The sequence below is a fragment of the Microbispora sp. NBC_01389 genome (genome assembly GCF_045040095.1).
Lineage (GTDB): Bacteria > Actinomycetota > Actinomycetes > Streptosporangiales > Streptosporangiaceae > Microbispora.
The window spans coordinates 1,048,420-1,067,193 of the sequence record NZ_CP109552.1 but is presented as its reverse complement, the minus strand read 5'-3'; the positions used below and the strand labels follow the sequence as shown (position 1 = coordinate 1,067,193).

Below are 18,774 nucleotides of genomic sequence, written 5' to 3'. Positions count from 1 at the left end.
AAAGTTGCTTCCGGTCGCGAGACGGGTCGTCATCTGAGTGGTTCGGCTGTGGTCCAGACGCGTTCGAGGCTGGTGAGGTAGACGGCTGTGCTGTCCTCGTCCTTGGTGGCCGTCAGGTACAGCACAGGGGCTTGGGCCGCCGCGGTGCCATAGGCGTGGACGTTCACGAGCAGTTCGTCATCGGCTCGGTAGATCGAGTTGTAGAGGATCGTGCGGTGGAGGCGGGTCTCTACGCCGTCGATCTCCTGTAGCGGCCGGTACAGCATGAGGGCGTTCCGTACTCGGGCGGCCATGACGTCTGCTCCGATGCCTTCTTCGTCTCCTCGTGCGGCCACCTCGGGGCTGTCGGGGGCGCCGAGAAGGATGCGGACCTTCACGCCTGCGCGGGCTTGGCTGCCCAGGAGGCGGATCATGCCGGTGTCCTCGGCGAGGAACAGGCTGCTGTAGGTCAGGATGTCGATCTCGCGACTCGCGCCCTGGAAGAGCCGCCGCCAGATGGTCTGCGGTACGGCCCAGCGGTGGGGGTAGACGGCCTTCACTTCGTGGGAGATGGTTCGCCGCGGTTGGGCGACGCCGGGCCAGAGGTCGCCTTCGTCGAGTTCCAGCATGTCGGCGAGCGCCCAGCGGTGGCGCGGGTAGGGGATGCGGCCCTTGAGCCAGCGGTCGACCGTCTTGGGGTCCACTTCAAGGGCGGCGGCGACGTCGACGGTTCCGAGTCTGGCCCGGGCAAGGGCATGGCGCAGGGTGTCGCTCACGTGGGTGCACCTCCTGAGGCGGCGGCTCTGCCTGCGACGTTAACACGAGACGTCCCTAGACGTCCCTTAGTCGCGGTGTAGAGATTCCTTGCCCTCGACGGAAGCTCGTTCGGCACGGGCGCGACGAACGCGCCCACCGCCAAGCCGAAGGGAGCGTGTCAGGGCATGGAGCAACTGCGGCCGGTCCAGAAGCGGCAGCGCGAGTATCAGGAACAGCTCTTGACGGAGCTGCGGGATGAGCTGGAGGAACGCGGGATCACGGCGGTCCTGATCGTGGATGAGAAGAACCGGCCCGCCTTGGACGTGACCGACAGTCGGCTACGGCCCCGCCGGGTCTACGTCCACCTGGCGTTCCTGTGGTTCTACTGGGGCGACCAGCACGACGAACGGGTCTCATGCCTGAAGCTGGGGCCGGCGGCCGACCGAATCGAGAAGGCGGCGCGCGAGGGCTGGCGCGACGGCGAACAGGGAGAACTCGGCATCGACCTGACAAAGATTCTCGATGCACACCGCTCCTGAACGGCGCAAGGCGTGGCTGACCGGGCAACGAGTCTCCGGCAAGCTGGCCGAGCGGCTGCGCGAGCGGATCAGGACGGGTGTCTATCCGGCGGGGCGGGCGCTGCCCTCGGAGACCGCTCTGACGGCGGAGTTCCGCGTTGCCCGCAACACAGTGCGTCGTGCGTTGCGGACCTTGGAGTCAGAGGGGTTGATCGTGACGGTCCCCTCGAAGGGGCGGCTCGTGCAAGGCGCTGACGCGCCGGTCGATGCCTCCTACCGTTACCAGCTCATCGCCCGCGAGCTGCGGCGGCGAATCGAGCGGGGCGACCTCGGCCCCGGGGACCTGCTGCCCAGCGAAGCCGAACTTCGCTGGCTGTACGACGCGTCCCGCAACACCGTACGGCAGGCATTCGCGAAGCTGGAGCACGAGGGGATGATCGTGTCCCGGCAGGGCAAGGGCCGGTTCGTCCACCCTGGCGAGTAGGACGTCCTAGGACGTCTGGGTTGGTGCCCTAGGTTGCACGGGGGTGGGTGCGCCTATCGTCTGTCTCGTGGGACAAGCTGCGTGGGCGCGTGATCTGGCCGAACGTCTCCTTGCCGAGCCGCTGCCCCGGCGCTGGGCGCACACCCAGAGTGTGGCGGCGCGGGCCGTGTCGCTGGCTCCGATCCTCGGTGACGAGGCCGACATGCTGACCGCCGCCGCCTATCTCCATGACATCGGCTACTCTCCGGACCTAGTCGACACTGGGTTTCACCCCCTCGACGGCGCCCGCTACCTGCGCGATGTGGCGGGCGCTGACGAGCGCCTGTGCCGCCTGGTCGCCCATCACTCCTGCGCCGTTAACGAGGCCAGTGAACGCGACCTGTACGACGCCTTGACCAAGGAGTTCGCCCCGGAGCGGCGAGACCTGGCCGACGCGCTGACCTACTGCGATATGACCACCGGCCCCGACGGCCGGCACCTCGACGTACACGACCGCCTGGCCGAAATCCACTCCCGCTACGGCCCCGACCATTTGGTCAGCCGCTCAATTACAGCATCGACACCGTCCATCCTTCGTGCGGTGGAGTCGGTAAAGGAGAGAGTCACCATACTTTCATAGGGCGTCTTAACCGCTACCGAGCCTCGTGTCTGCGTAAGAAAAGAGGCGTAGTGCCCAATCTCTAGGAAGGCTTGGCCTGGGCGGGGACGTAGTGATTACAGGCAGGAATGAGTCGGCACACGCTGTGGAGCTCAAAGTGACCGAATTGTGCTGCTCGCAGGCCGGCTCTGCGGGGAAAGACCGCTACGCTTGCGGTCACTATGAGGGCACTACGACTACTACTGGTCATCGTCTTCTCCGTCGGCCTAGGTATTGGTGGCACGATCGGTGTCCAGGCATGGCAACGCAGCGCAGGCAACAAGGCAGGATCCGTAGCTACGCCGGTTGCGGCCCCGGCAGAGACGCCAACAACAGCTTCCATTCCCCCCGCTTGTCAGGCACTTCCTGCGGCTACGCGCGCCCGTGCAACAGCCCCTGAATTGCTGCAGGCTGCGGCTCTACTCAGCGATCCTGGTATGACTGCTAATGACCCATCGCTTGTAAATCGGGTTTCCGACATCGCGCGTCAGGCTGAGGAGGCGGCTGTTGCGACGGAAAGTATTTGCCGAATCGTGCAAGAGCCCGGTGGGCTGGCCGAGGATGCGGCGTCTCCATGCCTCTACGAGAGAGACTTCAGGCGCGTTGCCATGCAGCCCATCGAGCTTCCCCTTGGAGCAATGTCAAGTCAAGCAGATCGCTTTAGGGAGGCGCTCAAGACTATTCAGAGCGATCTACTAGTGGTAGCCACTAATCTCTCCATGCATTGCAATGCTGAGGTGCGTACGGAAATTGAAGCTGGTCAATAAGTAGTACTTGTGACAGCGTCAGAATGGTGAGATCGCTAGACGCCTTGAACGGCCACTCTACCCAATATGGGGAAGATCTGTACCTGTAATGTAATGGCTGATTCGCAGGGCCATTGAGCGGTGCATTGGCAGGGTGCCGACCCGGTCGCGGGGCACCCAGCGAACTTCGCGGGACTCGTCGCTCGGGGTGGGTTCGCCGCTGACGGCCTGGGCGGTGAGGACTATGGAGAACTCCTGGCGGGCCTCGCCGTTGCTGGTGTAGAGGATCACGTGTTTAGGGTCGGTGTACGTGCCTACGAAGCCGGTGACTTCGCACAGGATCCCGGTCTCTTCGAGGGTTTCCCGTACGGCGGCCTGCGGCAACGATTCACCGAGGTCGATCGCGCCGCCGGGGACGGCCCAGTTGCCGTTGTCGCTGCGGCGGATCATCAGGATGTCTCCGGCGTCGTTGGTGACGACGACGTTGACGGACGGGACGAGGCTGTTGGGTGCGGGGGCGTCGGGGTCGTCGTAGAAGTCGATCCGGCGGGCCATGTCACGACTCTAACGGTCGGGCCTGCTCCCACACCCGTTCGAAGCTGTCCAGGTAGGTGGTGACCATGTCGCCGCCGAGGACCTTGCGCAGGTGCAGGACGGGCGCGTTGCCGGCGGGCACGCCGTACACGTGAGTGTTGACGAGAAGCTGATCGTCCCCGCGGTAGATCGAGTTGTACAGCACCGTGCCGTGAAGGCGGAACTCGACGTTGTTGAGTCCCCGGATGGGCTTGTACAGGACGAGGACGTTGCGGATTTTGGCGGACATGCCGTCGTCGATGCCCTCGTCCGCGCCGCGCTGGGCGACCTCCGGACTGTCGGGGTCGCCGAGCACGATTCGCACCCGTACCCCGGCGCCGGCCTTCTCGCCGAGCATTCGCACAATGCCCGCGTCGTCGGCGAGGAACAACCCGCTGTAGACGAGGATGCCGATCTCCTGGCTGGCGGCGGCGAACAGTCGTCCCCAGGCGTCCCGGGGGACGGCCCAGCGGTGCGGGTAGACGGTGACGATCTCGCTTTCGGACGCTGAGGCGACCTGTTCCCGCGTCAGGGCCTCGGGCCATAGGTAGCCCTCGTCTATCCCCAGGTGGGTGGCGACGGCGTACCTGTGCTTTCGGTACGGCGCGCGGCCTTTGGTGATCCAGCGCTCGACGGTCTTGGGGTCCACCTGGATTGCGGTCGCCAATTCGGCGATGCTCACCCCGCGTTCCAGAAGGGCCGCGCGTAGTCGCTCGTTGGCCATTTCACCTGCCGCGTCAGGACGTCCAGGGACGTGGCAATCGTAGACGGGACGTCTTGAACATGTCCCGTCGTGTAGTGATCTCGTCCTGCCCTCCTCCCGCACTCTCGGTGTCACAACGCATCACCACTACCTGCGACGGAAGGAGAACAGACCAATGACAGACACCACGATCACCCATCCGGAGGAGGTGCCCGGCTGCGAGTGCGGGGCGCTGCTGGAGGAGGGACAGACCCGCTGCTCCAAGTGCATCGCTCGTGACCGGTGGGCTCGCCGTCAGGTCGCCCGCCGCCGGGCCGCTCGGCGTCGCGCCATCACCCGCCGTCCCCCGCGCGGCCCGCTCAGCGCCGCCGCCCTGGGGGTGATCTGGTCGTGAGCGCGCTGCCTCTGATCATCGCCCTGGCGCTCAGCGCGGTCGTGGCCGTCGGCTACGTGACGGTCCTGCTCGGCATCCGGCGGGAGGACAAGGCCATGCGCGGCGGGGTTGCCTCCGGGGACGTGTCCGCGCGGCTGGCTCGGCACGTCACCGGCTTAAAGGTCCGGAACGGCGGTCCTAACTCTCGGATCGCTGAGACAAGGTCTCTTCGACCCGTGCCAGGCGTTCCGACAGGTCCTGTACGGCGGTGCGTAGCGCGATGACCTCGCCAGCCAAGTCGCCCGCCGGCCCCGGGTCGGTGTCCGGGACGTCTTCCCGGACGAACACGCCCTTGCCCTGCTGGCCGATGACCAGGCCCTCGTTCCGCAAGATTCCGACCGCGAGCTTCACGACGCTGAGCGAGGCGTCGTACCGCTCGGCGAGCTGGGTGGTCGACGGCAACGGGGCGCCGGGTGGCAGAGATCCGCCGCGGATCTGTTCGCGCAGATCGTCGGCGATCTGGAGGTAACCGGGCCGTCCCGTCTTCCTCACCATTTGCGTCCCTTGCCCAGTCTCAGCCGCAGATCTTGCCCAGTCTCATCCAATCCCATCTCAGCACAACAGCACGACCAAGCCAACCGAGAAGACATTGACAACCAGGCCAACCTAGTTAACTATGTTGGCCTATGTTGGCATCGAGCTTAAGGAGGTCCACGCATGCGCACCATTCCGATCCCGGTCGACGTGACCAAGCTGCAGTTCGTCTGCGTCCGCGCGCCCCGCCCGCGCGTCCTCAACCAGGACACCGGCGAGATCAAGACCGACAAGAACGGCAACACCGTCTACGAGATCGTCCTGTCGGTGGAGGACGAGTTCGGCCGGATCGAACTCGTCAAGGTCGGCACCTCCGGCGAGCCGCAGATCGCCGCCGGGCAGGACGTCACCCCGGTCGGATTGGTCGGCTACGTCTGGGAGATGTCCCGGGGCGGCGAGGCCCGCTGGGGCATCAGCTACCGGGCCAGCTCAATCGTCCCCGCCGGGGTGAGCGCCCGTGCCTGACGCCCTCCCACTGCTGCTCGCGGGCCTGGCCGCTGCGGCGGCCGGCCTGTGGGCCTGGCACCGCTACCACTTCCGCTCCTTCTGGTTGATCGTCGGCTTCCCTCTCGTCGCGGTCGCCGTCCGGGCGACCTGGCGGAAAGTGGCCCTCGGGTGCGGGTTGACCAAGAAGCGGCAACGCTGGTGGTTCACCACCGTCCCCGGTGCGATTGCCTCGACCGGGCTCGTGAAGGTACGGCGGCGCTTCCAGCGGGTCGCGGTCGACACCAAACCGTTCATGTGGCTACCCCGCCCGACCCGGCACGGCTGGCGCGTCACCGTCCACACCCTGGAAGGGCAGATCCCCGCCGACTACGCCCAGGCCGCCGAACGGCTCGCGCACTCCTGGGGTGTGCATGCCGTCCGGGTCTCGTCCCCTCGTCCCGGCCGGGTCGTCCTAGCCGCCACCGTGCGGGATCCGCTCGTCCGGCTCGACCACCTGTCGGCCTCGGGCGAGCTGCTCAAGGTCCATGTCGGGCGGCTGGAGACCGGCGGGCTGTGGACGATCGACTTCCGCATGGTGCCGCACTGGATCAACGCGGGTGCCACCCAATCGGGCAAGTCCAACCTGGCGAATGCCCTGCTGGTCGGGCTCGCTCCGCAGCCGGTCGCCCTGGTCGGCATCGACCTCAAAGGCGGGGTCGAGTTCACCCCGTACGCGCCCCGGTTGTCGGCCCTGGCGACCACGCGGGCCGAGAGCGTGGGCCTGCTGGATGACCTGATGGCGGTGATGGTCGACCGGATGGGGCTGTGCCGTACGGCCGGCGCCCGCAACATCTGGCAACTGCCGCCCGGCGTGCGGCCGATTCCGGTGGTGGTGCTGGTCGACGAGCTGGCCGAGCTGTACCTGATGGCCGACAAGTCCGAGAAAGACGAGATCGCCCATACCTCGACCGCGCTGCTGCGCATCGCCCAGCTCGGGCGGGCGCTCGGCATCTACCTGTTCTGCTCTGGTCAGCGGATCGGCTCCGACCTCGGCCCCGGCGTCACCGCGCTTCGCGCCCAGTGCTCGGGGCGGATCTGCCACCGGGTCAACGACCCGGAGACCGCCACCATGACGCTCGGCGACCTCGACCCCGCCGCCCTGGTGTCCGCCCGTGCCATCCCCGCCGAGACCCCTGGCGTCGCGATCGTCGCCTCCCAGGACGGCCAGTGGTACCGCGCCCGCTCCTTCCATGTCTCCGAGCAGACCGCAGAACACACCGCCCGGCACTGGTCCCAGCTCACTCCCACGTGGGCCGAAATCGCCCAGCCCGGCCGCGTCACCGGCCTTGATGAGGCTGTGCTCTCCGAGTTGCTGTCCGCCTGACCACGAAAGGGGGTAACGATGCGACGCCTTGCCTCATGGCTGCTCGACACCGGGCCGGTCCTCGTGCTGGCCGCCATCGCGGGTGCCGGATCGTTCACCCACATCCGCGACACCGCCACCGACCACGGACAGACCGGTTGGATGTCGTGGGCCGTGGCCGTCTGCGTCGACCTCACCTGCGTCATGGCCGCCCGGGAGCGCCAGCGGGACAAGAAGACGGGACGCCAGCGCAACGGGTGGGTGTCCTGGCCGACGCTCGTCCTGGCCGGCGGGATCGTGCTGTCCCTGGCCGCCAACCTGCACCAGGCCGAACCGACCGTGTGGGGCTGGTTGACGGCAGCCACCCCCGCCGGGGCGTTCCTTATCGCCGTCTCGATGCTCGAACGCCGCGCCGCCGCCCCTCGTCCTGAACCGTCCGCGCCCGTCCTGACCGTCGATGCCGTCTCGTCCTCGCTGTCCCCGGCTCCCGCGCTCGTCCCCGTCGTACAGGACGGGCAGGACGGCGAGGCAGGACCGTCCCCGGCGCTGGTCGACTACGCCCGCCGCGTGGCTGACGAACACCAGGCCAAGCACGGCAAGCCGATCACGCGCGATCTGCTGCGCGCCCGCCTGGGTGTGTCCAACCAGCTCGCCTCCGACCTGCTGCGCACCTTGCGTACCGCATCCGAACCCGCCTGAGGAAAGGAGGTGACACCCATGTCCGACACCGAGCAGGCCCCGCCCACAGAACACGTGCCGATCACGCCCCGGCGGTGGCAGTGCTGCCACTGCGGCGGAGGCGGTCTCGACTCCTACGGCGAGACCTGCCGCCACTGTGACGGGCTCGGCTTCTGCTGAACCGCGTCAGCGCCCCCGGCCTGGCCGTACATCCGCCAAGACAACCGCCAGGTCGGGGGCCATCCCTCCACCCCATCGAGTGAAAGGAGGTCTCCATCTTGCCCGTAGCATCCGCCAACGCGCACGCCATCCGCGGCGCCATCGCCCGACTCAACGACCCCAACTGCTCCCGCTTCGCTTCCCAGATCCGCCACACGGGCGGCTGCCGACAGCCGATCCACCTGCGTGGCAAGGTCGAACACTGGGATAGGGCTACCGGGACCCTGCTGCACCGCTACAGCACCCGCCTCGAACCCGACGGCGTCCTGCGCGTGCCGTGCAAGACCCGCCGCGCCTCCCGCTGCCCGGCCTGCGCCGAGACCTACCGGGCAGACACCTACCACCTCATCCGCGCCGGCCTCATTGGCGGCAAGGGCGTCCCTACGTCGGTGACGGCGCACCCGTGCCTGTTCGTCACCCTCACCGCGCCGTCGTTCGGCCCGGTCCACACCCGCAGGCAGCACAACGGGAGCGTCCTGCCCTGCCACCCCCGACGTGACGCCGAGCCCTGCCCGCACGGGCGCGTCCTGTCCTGCACCGCCCGGCACGGGGCCGACGATGACTGCCTCGGCGAGCCGCTGTGCCCTGACTGCTACGACTACACCGGCTCGGTGCTGTTCAACGCGGTCGCGCCGCTGCTTTGGAAGCGCTTCGCCGACGCCCTGCGGCGGCACCTGGCCAAGCTCGGCGGCCTGACCCTCCGCAACATGCGCGACCAGCTTGTCGTCTCCTTCGCCAAGGTCGCCGAATACCAACGGCGCGGCGTCGTCCACCTCCACGCCGTCATCCGCCTCGACGGACCGGCCGGACCCATCTCGCAGCCCCCGGCCTGGGCCACCCTCGATCTCCTCAGCCAAGCCGTACAGCACGCCGTCTCCGTAGTCACGGCCAAGACACCCGCGCACGACGGCCACCCGGAACGGGTACTCCGCTGGGGCGCGCAACTCGACACCCGCCCGATCACCATGGACGGCGAGCTGACCGACCAGGCCGTAGCCGGGTAGTCGGGTAGGCCCGGGGCATTGCTGCGCCGGGCCCCCCTCAGAACCGTGCGGGCGGGTCGTCCCCGCACACGGCTCAAGCAAGCCACGATGAGCTGTCAGGCGTGCAGAAGCGCTGGAACACCGGCGCTGTCCTGGTGGCAGTGGGTGTGTATCAAGCGTTTCCGGGTCGGGTCCGACACGGTGCGGTCCTCGGTGGTGACGATCTGCTGCTTGGTGATCGCCTTGCGAGTCACGCGGAACCACTGCTCCCATTCCTGCGGGGAGCCGGGTGGCCGGTCGGCGTGCAAGAGAAGGTCTCCGCACAGCGGGCAGCGGCCCTGTTGGATGCGCAGCAGGGCCACGGTGCTGTCGCGGAGCGGAGGCCTGTGCTTGCCTCGCCGCTCGGCCCAGTACCCGGCCAGGGCGGGGTCATCGGGGGATGCCCTGCCCTTGACCAGGGTGTGCCGGACGATGTTCGTCCAGGAGAATCGGCGCATGTAGGCGCCGCTGTCGCGGTCGCCGAACACCCACCGATCGTTCCTGCCCGGATGGAACCGGTCGAAGTAGCGGTCCACGACCCACTTCTTCGGCTTGTTCGGGTGGCGGTACTTGGCCCATTTGTAGGCCAGCATCCACAGGTAGTCGTCCAGAACCTGGAAGACTCTGCTGGAACACGCGGCCCGATAGTAGGCCGCCCAGCCCCGCACGATCTGGTTGATCCTGCGGATCAGGGCGAGTACCGGAGCGCCGCGCAGCGCGCGGAACTCCGCCCGTAGCCGCTGACGGATCCGCTTGACAGCGTCCCTACTGGGTTTGATCAACAGCTTGCCCTCCAAGCGGCGGATGGTGAACCCGAGGAAGTCAAACCCCTCCTCCAGATGCACAATCCGGGTTTTGGCCTCGTTGAAGGCCAGGCCCCGAGGCCGTAGCCACTCGGCGAGCCGCTGTTGGACCTGTTCGGCCTGCCGCTGGCTGTGGCAGCCGACCACCAGGTCATCGGCGTAGGCGACCAGGACGGGAGATCCCGCCCTGGCCTCCCCGACCCGGGAGGGGGAGGTGACGTGCCGGACTCCGGCCGCCTCCGCCATCCCATGCACCGCGACATTGAAGATCAACGGGCTGATGACTCCGCCCTGCGGGACACCTTCCGCCGTGACAGACAACAGCCCCGCCTCGATCACGCCCGCCGCCAGCCACTGCCGGATCAACCCGTTGCCGGGGAAGGACCCGAGCATCGACATGACGTGGTTGTGATCGACACGATCGAACGCCGCGGCCAGGTCCGCATCCAGCCACCACAGGCGCTTGGCGTTGACCCCGCGCCCCACTTTGAAGATGGCCTCGATCGCGTCCTGGCAACTACGGCCCGGCCGAAACCCGTAACTGCGGGCATCGAACCGTGCCTCCCACTGCGGTTCCAACGCGTTCTTCACCCGGGCCTGCAACACCCGATCAAAGATCACCGGAATCGACAGCGGGCGTAGTTTCGCCTGGTTCCCCGGTTTGGGGATGTACACCCGCCGGACCGGTCGGGCCTGCCAGGACTTCACCAGGCCCACCCGATGGATCAGGTTCGCCCTGGCCGCATCGGTCAACGCGATCTCACCATCGATCCCGGCGGTCGCCCGTCCGGCGTTGATCTCCGTCACCCGCTCTACGCTGACCAGCGTGTTGCTGTGGCTGCGGAGCATCAGCTTCTGCAAGTTCCGGACCTTCTTGCGGTCCCCTGCCTGTTCAGCCTTGAAGATCCGGCCGCGTAGACGGGCTACGTTCTCCCGCGCCCGGCGCATGCTCAACCCCTGGGCGGGCCGATGCATCTGCCAGGCAGTGGGCGCGTCCGTGGGCTCGTTCACCACAGCGACGGCGGCCGCCTCATCGGCGTCCGCCGCGTTGTTCGCCATGCCGTCCAACTCGCCTTCCGGTTCGCTCGCCTGCGTGTCGATCACTTCAAAGGCTCACCTGCCTGCGTCAGCGCCCTTTCGGGTCCGGGCACCAGGCCCGGTATCCGGCCAGTTATCCGCCGGGCGGCCGGCGGAGGAGCCGGCCCCTGCCTGCCCTTGCGGTTTCCTGTCGCCTTTCGGCCACCGGCGTTTGCTTTTCAGGCATCCTTGTCCCGCCATGGATCTAGTGGTCCTACCCGGCGCCGGAACAGGCCGGGACCATGACGGGGTTTCCACGTTCCGCACGCATGAGTTGCGACCGGATTGGGTGCCCTCTTCACCCCGGGGACGGTGATGCTCTCCGGCCACCGCTACGTCCATGACCGGCACCCGCCGCTTCCCAGCGGCAGCCCCTACCCCGCTCCTCATCCCATCTCGCAGGGGTGTACTTGACGAGGCATCATCAAGGGTTCACTCGCGTTCACCCGCCCGGCCTTCCCCTCGCCCTTCGGCCCCAGATGGAGTGAGGCCTTCCAGACTTCTTCCCTGAGCTTCGTACCTCGCCGTTACCAACGGCGACGCACGTCAGAGCGGAGACGGGCCATGAGCACAAGCCCGGGGTTACACCTTCGCTATCACGCGAACCTCCTTAGACATAACCCACTCATCACGTGCGACCTCGTGTCGCACCGTGGCCAAGTACGCAACCAAGGCCGCCGAATGCGTCGGTACCATCGACCGGCGCATCGTCCCCGGCGAGGACCTGACGGCCCTGCCCGTCCGTGAGCACGCCCGGCGTCTCATCGCCGAATGCCTCCGTCTCGGCGCCTTCGAGGAGCTGGCCGACCTCCGGGTGACCCAGTGGGCGCACATGCTCGGCTTCCGCGGTCACTTCTCCACTCGATCCCGCCGTTACTCCACCACCCTCGGCGATATCCGGGCTGAACGGCAGGAACATGCCCGCGATGAGCAGATCACGACGGGCCGCCTGCCCCTCCTCGAGGAGGACACCGTCCTCGTGATCAGCGAATGGGAGTACGCCGGGAAGGGCTACTCCCCAGGTGACGCCCTCGTGGCCGCTCTTACCGCCTCATCAGCCGTCATCGGAGGTGGCGGCTGATGGCGCGCAACGATCAGCTCCTCACGGTTCCCGAGGTGCTCGCCGAGCTGGGCGGAGTGTCCCGCCGGACCTTCTACCGCTGGCGTGAACTCGGCCACGCGCCCAAGTGCATCAAGCTTCCCAACGGAGAGATCCGCGTCTGGCGGAGCGACCTCGCGGCCTGGCTGGAATCCCTCCGGGAGGCGGCGTGAACACCTCCTACGACGTCAAGTTCTGGGACATCCGCCGGAACGCCTCCAGCAAGACGCCCTCGTACGTGACGCGGTGGAAGGTCGGCCCTAAGGAGAAGTCCAAGACCTTCCGTACCAAGGCACTCGCCGAGAACTTCGTGTCCGACCTGCGGCAGGCGGCCAAGCGGGGCGAGGCTTTCGACCTGACCACAGGACTTCCCGAATCGATGGCCAAGCCAGCCGATACCGGGCCGACCTTCTTCGACTTCGCCCGGTCGTATATGGCGGCCCGCTGGGTCCATTCCGCGGCTCGGACTCGCGAGACGATGACGTACGCCCTGCTGTCCCTCGTCCCCGCCCTCGTCAAGGATCTTCCGGGTAGGCCGGATGACGAGGACCTTCGCGCGGTGCTGCGGGAGTACGCCTTCCTGCCCGACAAGCGGCGCGGGGAGCTGCGGCCGGAGCACAAGGCGGCGTTCGGCTGGCTGGAAGCGGCGTCCCTGTCCCTGGTCGACCTGATGGAACCGGCCGTGATCCGCTCGGCCCTCGACGCTATCGCCCTCCGCTTCGACGGCGAACCGGCGGCGCCCAACACCGTACGGCGCAAGCGAGCCGTGTTCCATCACATGATGGAATCCGCGGTGGAGCTCAAGAAGCTGCCCGCAAACCCGCTGAACGCGGTGAAGTGGAAGCCTCCGAAAGCCGCCGGAGCCGTCGACCCGCGAACGGTGGTCAACCCGGCTCAGGCGCGGGCGCTGCTTGACGCGGTGACGCAGGTGGGCCGGACTCGTGGCCCCCGGATGATGGCCATGTTCGCCTGTATGTATTACGCGGCCCTCCGCCCGGAGGAGGCTTCGGGGCTACGTCGGCAGAACTGCGACCTCCCCGCCGAGGGGTGGGGTCTGATCACGCTTGAGAAGGCGCGGCCACAGGCGAACAAGCGATGGACGAACTCGGGGGAGACCCACGACGAACGCGGCCTTAAGCATCGGGCAGTGGACGACACGCGGGAGATTCCAATCCCTGCGGTCCTCGTCGCGATCCTCCGTGAGTACATCGATGCGTACGGCACGGCGAAGGACGGCAGGATCTTCCGGACGAGCAAGGGCCGGCCTTTCTCCTCCTCGGCGTACTCCGCCGTCTGGCAGGAGGCCCGGCGGCTGGCCTTCACTGTCGAACAGGTCGCGTCGCCGCTGGCGGCTCGCCCCTATGACCTTCGGCATGCGGCAGTCTCGCTCTGGCTGAACGCGGGCGTCCCTCCGACCGAGGTAGCCCAGCGCGCCGGGCACGGCGTTGACGTGCTCCTACGCGTATACGCCAAGTGCATCGATGGGCAACGGGCCTTCGCTAACAACCAGATCGCCATGGCCCTCGACAATTAGGGCCAAGGTGGCCTGAGGCCTTCCTGGTGGGACACCTACTCCGGAAGGAACTATCGGTCGTACCGGCCCGTTTCACGCATCAAGATCCTCCTACGAACCCACGCGCCTCAGCGGAGGAATGCTCGGTGCTTGACCTTGGCGAGTTCCTGACCACTCCCATACCGCTCCCGTTCCAGTGGGGCTCGATTCCAGTCTGGTCTCCGCTCCTGGGAACGGTGCTCGCGGTTGGCCTCGGAGTAGTCTTCGAGTGGATTATTGACACGAACGAAGTGAGGCGCCGCAGCAAGCCTGATCACGCTGAGATCTCCGCACGAGGGAGCCTTCTCGGCGCTCGCGGGCAGATCGCAGGTTCCATCATCGCGGCAGTCGCTCTGATCACAAGCGTGTATATGTGGCAGGAGCAACGACACGAGGATGCGCAGCGTCAGGAGCAGCTATCGCGCGAGGATGCGCAGCGTCAGGAGCAGCTATCGCGCGAGGATGCGCAGCGTCAGGAGCAGCTATCGCGCGAGGAAGCGCAGCGTGCGGAGCAACTGCGGCAGGCTGAAGAGAAGCGTGCCCACGCCGCGTTCGTTCAGCACGTCTCAGTACTGGCCTACATCGATCCCGCCGGAATGCGGATCAAGATTCGCAACGCGAACTCGGCCGCCGCCACGGTCCTTGTCCTGTCCCTCGTAGGCGCTAGGAATACAAGGCAGAACGCGGAGGTGCTTGTTTCGCCTTGTAGCCAAGCAAGCTTTGTGATGCGCTCTCCGACTACCTGGACAGCAGTTGTCCGTAAGGGCGGTCTCGACTGGATCCCGGGGGCCGACCCGACTCTCGCCCCGCAAGATTACATTTTTCACACTTATGGGACACGGGCGAAGAAGGGGAGGGAGGAGATTAGGTTCGTCCCGTTCGGGGTCTTCGAGGAGCCGATCAGCAGTTGCCTGTCTTGAAGCGGCGCTGACCCGTCCTGTCTAGACGATGCCGCTGCTCAGGTCACATGCTCTGCCCCTCTGCCGGTCGAGGGAGAGCACTTGAAAGCGTGCTGCCCTACAGCTCTGGATCGAGGTTGAGCAGTAACAAGATCATCCCGTGGATATTCCGTGAACGGCGATTCAGAGCTGCTCTCGGCGGCCTACGGCTGCACACCGGCGGAAGCCGCACCTGGAGAGAACCCCCAGGTCAGGTGGCAAGTTACAAGGTAAACTCGGTGCCCCCGGCAGGATTCGAACCTGCGGCACCCGCTTTAGGAGAGCGGTGCTCTATCCCCTGAGCTACGGAGGCAAGTGTGCGGTAGTAAGCCTAGCGAAAGGTTGGGGCGCTCGCGCCTCCACCCGGGGTGCGGTGGAGAAGTCGGTGGTCATCGGTCGGCCGACCTGCGGTAAAGGCATGGCAACTCGCCGCCGCTAGCGCCAGGGAGGCCCCTTACCGTCGCTGGCTGTGACCGTAACGCGACGCGGATCCCTGGGGCGGCGATCGATGACGCTCGTCGCGGCGATGATCGCGCCGGGGATCCTGGCTTCAGGCTTGCTCGTGGCCGATCTCGCGGGCTACGGGGAACGTACGCGGAGCGGCCTGGCGGATGAGGTCCGGCGCGTGCCCGCCGCGCCTGCCGGCGGAGTACGGAGTGCCGGGCCGGGGCTGTCCGCCGAGGCGCCGTCGGGGGCCCGGGCGCTAACAAACGCCGACCGGGCCGCGCAGACGGCAAAGACGCTACTGGATCCGACGCCGGTGCCGGAGCCGTACGGGCCGGCGCGTCGTTACGAGGGGCTGGTGCGGCTTCCCGCTGTTCCCGCGCCGGTTGTCGGGCGAGTCTGGAAGGCCGCCCCCCGGAGCGCCCCGGAGAAGGAGAAGAGGCGGCCCATCAAGAGGCCGGAACCCCGGGAAGAGCGCCCGGCGTGTGCTTCGGAGTGGAAGGACACCTGGCTCTGGGATGCCTGCCGGGAGGGCGGCGGGCAGTAGGCGCATGAGCTGGAAAGGCGCAAACGCGACGTGATCGGTCGATAGCGCTTGGGCGAACCAGGGCACCGGCCCACCGGACGCTGTAGTAACGTGCGTCCCTGACCCAGGTCACGAGTTCGCAAACGGGGGAGTCGGAGCGTGTCATCTCCTCGGTCGGCCGGGCTGATCGCGGTCGTCACGGTGATGACTTCGCTGGCCTCGACGACCGGTACGGCTGCGGCTGCCTCGGTGCCCATGACGGTCGGCGCGAGCGCCCGTACGGACGCCGCCGTCTGGGCGGGCGAGCTCGGCAAGGAGCCCACGTCCCTGACGGAGCTGCGGCGTGAGGCTGAGAAGGCCTACAAGTCGATCGAGGACGCGAACCGGGCGCTGGTGGCGCGGCAGAAGAAGTTCGCGGGCGTGGAGAAGGAGCTCGCGGGCAAGCTCACCCGCCTCCAGGAGGCCACGGCCGAGTTCAACAGGCTGCGCAAGCCGTTGTCCGACCTGGCGGCGTCGCTCTACCAGGACCCCTCGGTCGGGGGCCTCAGCCCGTTCATCGCCGGCGGGGACGGCACGGCCATCCTGCGCAGCATGAGCGACATGCAGCACCTGGTCGCCGGGCACAGCACCGTCCTCAGCGAGGCGTCGAAGCTGCTCGAAGGTCAGCAGCGGCTCGCGCAGGAGGCGCAGGAGCTGCGGGCGGCCAGCCTGCTCCAGGAGGCGCAGCTCAGCGCTCAGGTCACCATCATGCGTAAGCGCTCCACCACTCTGGTCCGGTCCTTGACCAAGGCGCTGGTCAAGCTGGGCGTGAAGATCGGCCAGGGGACGGAAGGCGCGGGGGGCTGCGATCCCACCCGGATCGCCCAGGCGGAGCAGTATCCGAACGGCCTCCTCCCCCAGAACATCCTGTGCCCCCTCCCGCAGCGCGGGGAGACCCTGCGGGCCGACGCCGCGATCGCTTTCGCCGACCTCAACATCGCCTACAAGAAGCGCTTCGGCGCGCCGATGTGCATCTCCGACAGCTACCGCAGCCTCGGCGAGCAGCAGGCCGTCTACTACCGGCGGCCCGGGTTCGCGGCCACGCCGGGCAAGAGCAACCACGGGCTCGGGCTCGCCGTCGACCTCTGCGGCGGCGTGCAGAGCTTCCGGTCCGTCCAGTTCAACTGGCTTGAGGCCAACGGCAAGAAGTATGGCTGGTTCCACCCCGACTGGGCCTATCACAGCCCCTTCGAGCCGTGGCACTGGGAGTACGACCCCAAGCTCGGATCACTCCTGCCCTAACCGCTCAGCGGGGGTGGATCGTCACCGAGAGCCTGCCCTGTGCCTGGGCCTGGGCGAGCCCGGCGGCCTGGGCGGGAGTCGTGGCCAGCACGAGCAGCCCTCCGCCGTCCGTGGAGCCCGGCGGCCGGGCGATCACCCGGACTTCCTGGGCGACCGTCCTGGCCTCGAAGGGGCCGTCCTCGTACGCCGCCAGGACGTCGATCACATCCCCCGGCGACAGCAGCCGGGCGGCGCCCGGGTCCGCGATCCGGACCGGCGTCGCGACCGACTCCGGCGATCCGGAGAGCCGGAACAGGCCCGGCCCGAGGAGACGCGCGTCGGTGAGCGGCTCACCCCGGCGCAGCGGTCCCGCGACCACCCTGCCGGTCACCGGGGAGCCGGCCGCGTACGCCCCGGCGGGCACGGCGTCGGGCGGCAGCCGTACGACCATCACGTCGGAGGAGGCCAGCCTGCCTCCGGCGAGGTCGCGGGCGGCGGCGAGCACCTCCACGCCCCGCGGCGCCCGTACGGCCGACAGCGCGCACGCCGCCGCGAGCCCGGCGAGGATCGCGGCGCCCGCACGGCGACGGCGCACGGGAAGCCGTTTCAGGGCGCGCATGACAACCCGACCATCAGGGAAGCTCGATCGGGAGCTTGATGCCGTCGAGGGCGTTGCCGCAGGGGCAGGTTCGATCCTCCGGCAGGGCCTCCACGACCTGGGAGACCAGCGTGCGCATCCGCTCCACGTTGGCCGCGAAGAAGGCCAGCACCTCCTCGTGGGTGACCCCCTCCCCAGCCTCGACACCGGCGTCGTGGTCGGTGACGAGGGAGAGCGTCGTGTAGCAGAGGGCCAGCTCACGGGCGAGGACGGCCTCGGGGTGCCCGGTCATGCCGATGATCGACCAGCCCGCGCCCGCGTACCACCGCGACTCGGCGCGGGTGGAGAAGCGGGGACCCTCGATCACGACCAGCGTTCCGCCGTCGACCGTGTCCCAGCCGGCCTCGCGTGCCGTGGCTGTCGCGGCGGCCCGGCCGGAGGGGCAGTAGGGGTCGGCGAACGACACGTGGACGGCGCCGCCCGTGTCGTAGAAGGTCTGCTCGCGGCTCTGGGTGCGGTCCACGAGCTGGTCGGGGATCACGAGGGCGCCCGGGCCGATCTCGGGGCGCAGGGACCCGACCGCGCTGGGCGCGAGGACCTGCCGGACGCCGAGGGACCGCAGAGCCCACATGTTCGCCCGATAGGGGATGCGGTGCGGAGGATACGTGTGGCCGCGGCCGTGCCGGGGGATGAACGCGACGGACCTGCCGCCGATGCGGCCCACGGAGATCGTGTCACTGGGCGGGCCGTACGGCGTCGTCACGTCGACCTCGTGGGCGTCCTCCAGCAGGGAGTAGAGCCCGGATCCGCCGATGACCCCGATGTCTGCGCGATTGACCATGGGGCCGACCCTAGCGAACGGCGCCGTGCCTCCGGCGCGGCCCGGCGGCCCCTGTGGACAACATCAGACCCCTGTGGGCAACCTCAGGCGGCGGCGGTCGATCCCGACGACGAGGAGGTCGTCGACGTGCTGGTCGAGGCGGTCTCCTTCTTCGCGGGCGCGGGCGCGGGCGAACCGCTCGAGCCACCGGAGTCACCCGAGCCGGCGGAGTCGGCGGACTTCGACGGCGCCGTCGTGCTCGGCGCGGTCGTCGACGTGCTCGACGAACGGCTGTCGGTCCGGTAGAAGCCGGAGCCCTTGAACACGATGCCGACGGCGGAGAACACCTTGCGCAGCTTGCCCTGGCAGGCCGGGCACTCCGTGAGCGGGTCGTCAGAGAACCTCTGAACGGCCTCCAGCTGCTCCCCGCAAGCGGTACAGGCGTACTGGTAGGTGGGCACTCGCTCCTCCTGAGACTGGCACTCGACCGGGTCGATTGCTAATGGTATTCAACCAACAAGCGCAAACGCCACACCAGCCCGGTTTATTGCCCCCCGACGTCCCGTCCGCCCACAGCCTCTACAGC

General features: G+C 67.9%; 23 protein-coding genes and 1 tRNA gene. 15 read left to right on the top strand and 9 right to left on the bottom strand.

Going from position 1 to position 18,774, the window contains the following annotated elements; all coding sequences use genetic code 11:
• Window positions 1-29: 29 nt before the first annotated feature.
• On the bottom strand, window positions 30-755 hold the full coding sequence (locus OG344_RS04895) for an XRE family transcriptional regulator (protein WP_405087155.1): 726 nt from the start codon (window positions 753-755) through the stop codon (window positions 30-32).
• Window positions 756-920: 165 nt separating this feature from the next.
• Here OG344_RS04895 and OG344_RS04890 point away from each other — a divergent pair, with 165 nt between their 5' ends.
• The 3 genes from OG344_RS04890 (at window position 921) to OG344_RS04880 (ending at window position 2,356) form a co-directional block, all read left to right on the top strand.
• Window positions 921-1,274 carry a hypothetical protein gene (locus OG344_RS04890; RefSeq protein WP_405087154.1) on the top strand — a complete coding sequence of 118 codons (354 nt, stop codon included), beginning with the start codon at window positions 921-923 and terminating at the stop codon, window positions 1,272-1,274.
• Window positions 1,258-1,737: a GntR family transcriptional regulator gene (locus tag OG344_RS04885; RefSeq protein ID WP_405087153.1), complete on the top strand. Its 480-nt coding sequence runs from the start codon at window positions 1,258-1,260 to the stop codon at window positions 1,735-1,737. Before OG344_RS04890 ends, OG344_RS04885 begins: the two co-directional genes overlap by 17 nt.
• A gap of 67 nt (window positions 1,738-1,804) precedes the next feature.
• Complete coding sequence (locus OG344_RS04880) at window positions 1,805-2,356, top strand: HD domain-containing protein (RefSeq protein WP_405087152.1); 552 nt, start codon at window positions 1,805-1,807, stop codon at window positions 2,354-2,356.
• A gap of 842 nt (window positions 2,357-3,198) precedes the next feature.
• Here OG344_RS04880 and OG344_RS04875 read toward each other — a convergent pair.
• Window positions 3,199-3,675 carry an NUDIX domain-containing protein gene (locus tag OG344_RS04875; RefSeq protein WP_405087151.1) on the bottom strand — a complete coding sequence of 159 codons (477 nt, stop codon included), beginning with the start codon at window positions 3,673-3,675 and terminating at the stop codon, window positions 3,199-3,201.
• A 1-nt stretch (window position 3,676) separates the two neighbouring features.
• Window positions 3,677-4,417 (bottom strand): helix-turn-helix domain-containing protein, encoded by a 741-nt coding sequence (locus OG344_RS04870; protein ID WP_405087150.1) that lies wholly within the window; start codon window positions 4,415-4,417, stop codon window positions 3,677-3,679.
• A gap of 154 nt (window positions 4,418-4,571) precedes the next feature.
• Here OG344_RS04870 and OG344_RS04865 point away from each other — a divergent pair, with 154 nt between their 5' ends.
• Window positions 4,572-4,790 carry a hypothetical protein gene (locus OG344_RS04865; protein ID WP_405087149.1) on the top strand — a complete coding sequence of 73 codons (219 nt, stop codon included), beginning with the start codon at window positions 4,572-4,574 and terminating at the stop codon, window positions 4,788-4,790.
• Window positions 4,791-4,967: 177 nt separating this feature from the next.
• Here OG344_RS04865 and OG344_RS04860 read toward each other — a convergent pair whose 3' ends face one another.
• A complete protein-coding gene (locus OG344_RS04860) occupies window positions 4,968-5,324 on the bottom strand; it encodes a GntR family transcriptional regulator (RefSeq protein WP_405087148.1) in 357 nt (118 codons plus the stop codon).
• 162 nt (window positions 5,325-5,486) lie between these two features.
• Here OG344_RS04860 and OG344_RS04855 point away from each other — a divergent pair, with 162 nt between their 5' ends.
• The 5 genes from OG344_RS04855 (at window position 5,487) to OG344_RS04835 (ending at window position 9,053) form a co-directional block, all read left to right on the top strand.
• Window positions 5,487-5,828, top strand: a complete 342-nt coding sequence (locus OG344_RS04855) for a hypothetical protein (protein ID WP_328855041.1) — start codon at window positions 5,487-5,489, stop codon at window positions 5,826-5,828.
• Complete coding sequence (locus tag OG344_RS04850) at window positions 5,821-7,173, top strand: FtsK/SpoIIIE domain-containing protein (protein WP_405087147.1); 1,353 nt, start codon at window positions 5,821-5,823, stop codon at window positions 7,171-7,173. Before OG344_RS04855 ends, OG344_RS04850 begins: the two co-directional genes overlap by 8 nt.
• Before the next feature lie 18 nt (window positions 7,174-7,191).
• On the top strand, window positions 7,192-7,851 hold the full coding sequence (locus tag OG344_RS04845; RefSeq protein ID WP_405087146.1) for a DUF2637 domain-containing protein: 660 nt from the start codon (window positions 7,192-7,194) through the stop codon (window positions 7,849-7,851).
• Between the two features lie 18 nt (window positions 7,852-7,869).
• The gene (locus tag OG344_RS04840; protein ID WP_405087145.1) at window positions 7,870-8,010 is read left to right on the top strand and encodes a hypothetical protein; all 141 of its coding nucleotides are present in this window, start codon (window positions 7,870-7,872) and stop codon (window positions 8,008-8,010) included.
• Between the two features lie 98 nt (window positions 8,011-8,108).
• Entirely contained in the window at window positions 8,109-9,053 is a 945-nt protein-coding gene (locus OG344_RS04835) for a replication initiator (RefSeq protein ID WP_405087144.1), read from the top strand.
• Between the two features lie 95 nt (window positions 9,054-9,148).
• On the opposite strand, the gene OG344_RS04830 is transcribed toward OG344_RS04835, so the two are convergent.
• On the bottom strand, window positions 9,149-10,978 hold the full coding sequence (locus OG344_RS04830; RefSeq protein WP_405087143.1) for a group II intron reverse transcriptase/maturase: 1,830 nt from the start codon (window positions 10,976-10,978) through the stop codon (window positions 9,149-9,151).
• Between the two features lie 568 nt (window positions 10,979-11,546).
• Between OG344_RS04830 and OG344_RS04825 the strand changes: the two genes are divergently transcribed.
• From OG344_RS04825 to OG344_RS04810, 4 genes are all read left to right on the top strand, one after another.
• A complete protein-coding gene (locus OG344_RS04825) occupies window positions 11,547-12,032 on the top strand; it encodes a replication initiator (RefSeq protein ID WP_405089044.1) in 486 nt (161 codons plus the stop codon).
• The gene (locus OG344_RS04820; RefSeq protein WP_405087142.1) at window positions 12,032-12,223 is read left to right on the top strand and encodes a helix-turn-helix transcriptional regulator; all 192 of its coding nucleotides are present in this window, start codon (window positions 12,032-12,034) and stop codon (window positions 12,221-12,223) included. Before OG344_RS04825 ends, OG344_RS04820 begins: the two co-directional genes overlap by 1 nt.
• Entirely contained in the window at window positions 12,220-13,584 is a 1,365-nt protein-coding gene (locus OG344_RS04815) for a tyrosine-type recombinase/integrase (RefSeq protein ID WP_405087141.1), read from the top strand. The genes OG344_RS04820 and OG344_RS04815 overlap by 4 nt, the downstream gene beginning before the upstream one ends.
• A gap of 125 nt (window positions 13,585-13,709) precedes the next feature.
• The gene (locus tag OG344_RS04810) at window positions 13,710-14,522 is read left to right on the top strand and encodes a hypothetical protein (RefSeq protein ID WP_405087140.1); all 813 of its coding nucleotides are present in this window, start codon (window positions 13,710-13,712) and stop codon (window positions 14,520-14,522) included.
• Between the two features lie 258 nt (window positions 14,523-14,780).
• Here OG344_RS04810 and OG344_RS04805 read toward each other — a convergent pair.
• Window positions 14,781-14,853, bottom strand: a tRNA-Arg gene (locus OG344_RS04805).
• A gap of 195 nt (window positions 14,854-15,048) precedes the next feature.
• Between OG344_RS04805 and OG344_RS04800 the strand changes: the two genes are divergently transcribed.
• Together OG344_RS04800 and OG344_RS04795 are read left to right on the top strand one after the other, a co-directional pair.
• Complete coding sequence (locus OG344_RS04800) at window positions 15,049-15,531, top strand: hypothetical protein (RefSeq protein WP_405087139.1); 483 nt, start codon at window positions 15,049-15,051, stop codon at window positions 15,529-15,531.
• 138 nt (window positions 15,532-15,669) lie between these two features.
• Complete coding sequence (locus OG344_RS04795) at window positions 15,670-16,791, top strand: D-alanyl-D-alanine carboxypeptidase family protein (RefSeq protein WP_405087138.1); 1,122 nt, start codon at window positions 15,670-15,672, stop codon at window positions 16,789-16,791.
• A gap of 4 nt (window positions 16,792-16,795) precedes the next feature.
• Here the strand turns inward: OG344_RS04795 and OG344_RS04790 are convergent, their stop codons facing one another.
• The 3 genes from OG344_RS04790 to OG344_RS04780 all read right to left on the bottom strand — a co-directional run bounded on the left by OG344_RS04790 (window position 16,796) and on the right by OG344_RS04780 (window position 18,649).
• A complete protein-coding gene (locus tag OG344_RS04790; protein ID WP_405087137.1) occupies window positions 16,796-17,389 on the bottom strand; it encodes an SAF domain-containing protein in 594 nt (197 codons plus the stop codon).
• A gap of 13 nt (window positions 17,390-17,402) precedes the next feature.
• Window positions 17,403-18,209 (bottom strand): S-methyl-5'-thioadenosine phosphorylase, encoded by an 807-nt coding sequence (locus tag OG344_RS04785; RefSeq protein ID WP_405087136.1) that lies wholly within the window; start codon window positions 18,207-18,209, stop codon window positions 17,403-17,405.
• A gap of 83 nt (window positions 18,210-18,292) precedes the next feature.
• The gene (locus OG344_RS04780; protein WP_405087135.1) at window positions 18,293-18,649 is read right to left on the bottom strand and encodes an FmdB family zinc ribbon protein; all 357 of its coding nucleotides are present in this window, start codon (window positions 18,647-18,649) and stop codon (window positions 18,293-18,295) included.
• Between the last annotated feature and the right edge of the window lie 125 nt (window positions 18,650-18,774).

Bases quoted from the DNA above. Each gene is read 5' to 3' on its own strand.
- OG344_RS04870 (WP_405087150.1), bottom strand. From the start codon at position 4,417: ATGGCCAACGAGCGACTACGCGCGGCCCTTCTGGAACGCGGGGTGAGC.
- OG344_RS04840 (WP_405087145.1), top strand. From the start codon at position 7,870: ATGTCCGACACCGAGCAGGCCCCGCCCACAGAACACGTGCCGATCACG.
- OG344_RS04845 (WP_405087146.1), top strand. From the start codon at position 7,192: ATGCGACGCCTTGCCTCATGGCTGCTCGACACCGGGCCGGTCCTCGTG.
- OG344_RS04875 (WP_405087151.1), bottom strand. From the start codon at position 3,675: ATGGCCCGCCGGATCGACTTCTACGACGACCCCGACGCCCCCGCACCC.
- OG344_RS04790 (WP_405087137.1), bottom strand. From the start codon at position 17,389: ATGCGCGCCCTGAAACGGCTTCCCGTGCGCCGTCGCCGTGCGGGCGCC.
- OG344_RS04860 (WP_405087148.1), bottom strand. From the start codon at position 5,324: ATGGTGAGGAAGACGGGACGGCCCGGTTACCTCCAGATCGCCGACGAT.
- OG344_RS04855 (WP_328855041.1), top strand. From the start codon at position 5,487: ATGCGCACCATTCCGATCCCGGTCGACGTGACCAAGCTGCAGTTCGTC.
- OG344_RS04885 (WP_405087153.1), top strand. From the start codon at position 1,258: ATGCACACCGCTCCTGAACGGCGCAAGGCGTGGCTGACCGGGCAACGA.
- OG344_RS04800 (WP_405087139.1), top strand. From the start codon at position 15,049: ATGACGCTCGTCGCGGCGATGATCGCGCCGGGGATCCTGGCTTCAGGC.
- OG344_RS04890 (WP_405087154.1), top strand. From the start codon at position 921: ATGGAGCAACTGCGGCCGGTCCAGAAGCGGCAGCGCGAGTATCAGGAA.
- OG344_RS04820 (WP_405087142.1), top strand. From the start codon at position 12,032: ATGGCGCGCAACGATCAGCTCCTCACGGTTCCCGAGGTGCTCGCCGAG.
- OG344_RS04865 (WP_405087149.1), top strand. From the start codon at position 4,572: ATGACAGACACCACGATCACCCATCCGGAGGAGGTGCCCGGCTGCGAG.
- OG344_RS04785 (WP_405087136.1), bottom strand. From the start codon at position 18,209: ATGGTCAATCGCGCAGACATCGGGGTCATCGGCGGATCCGGGCTCTAC.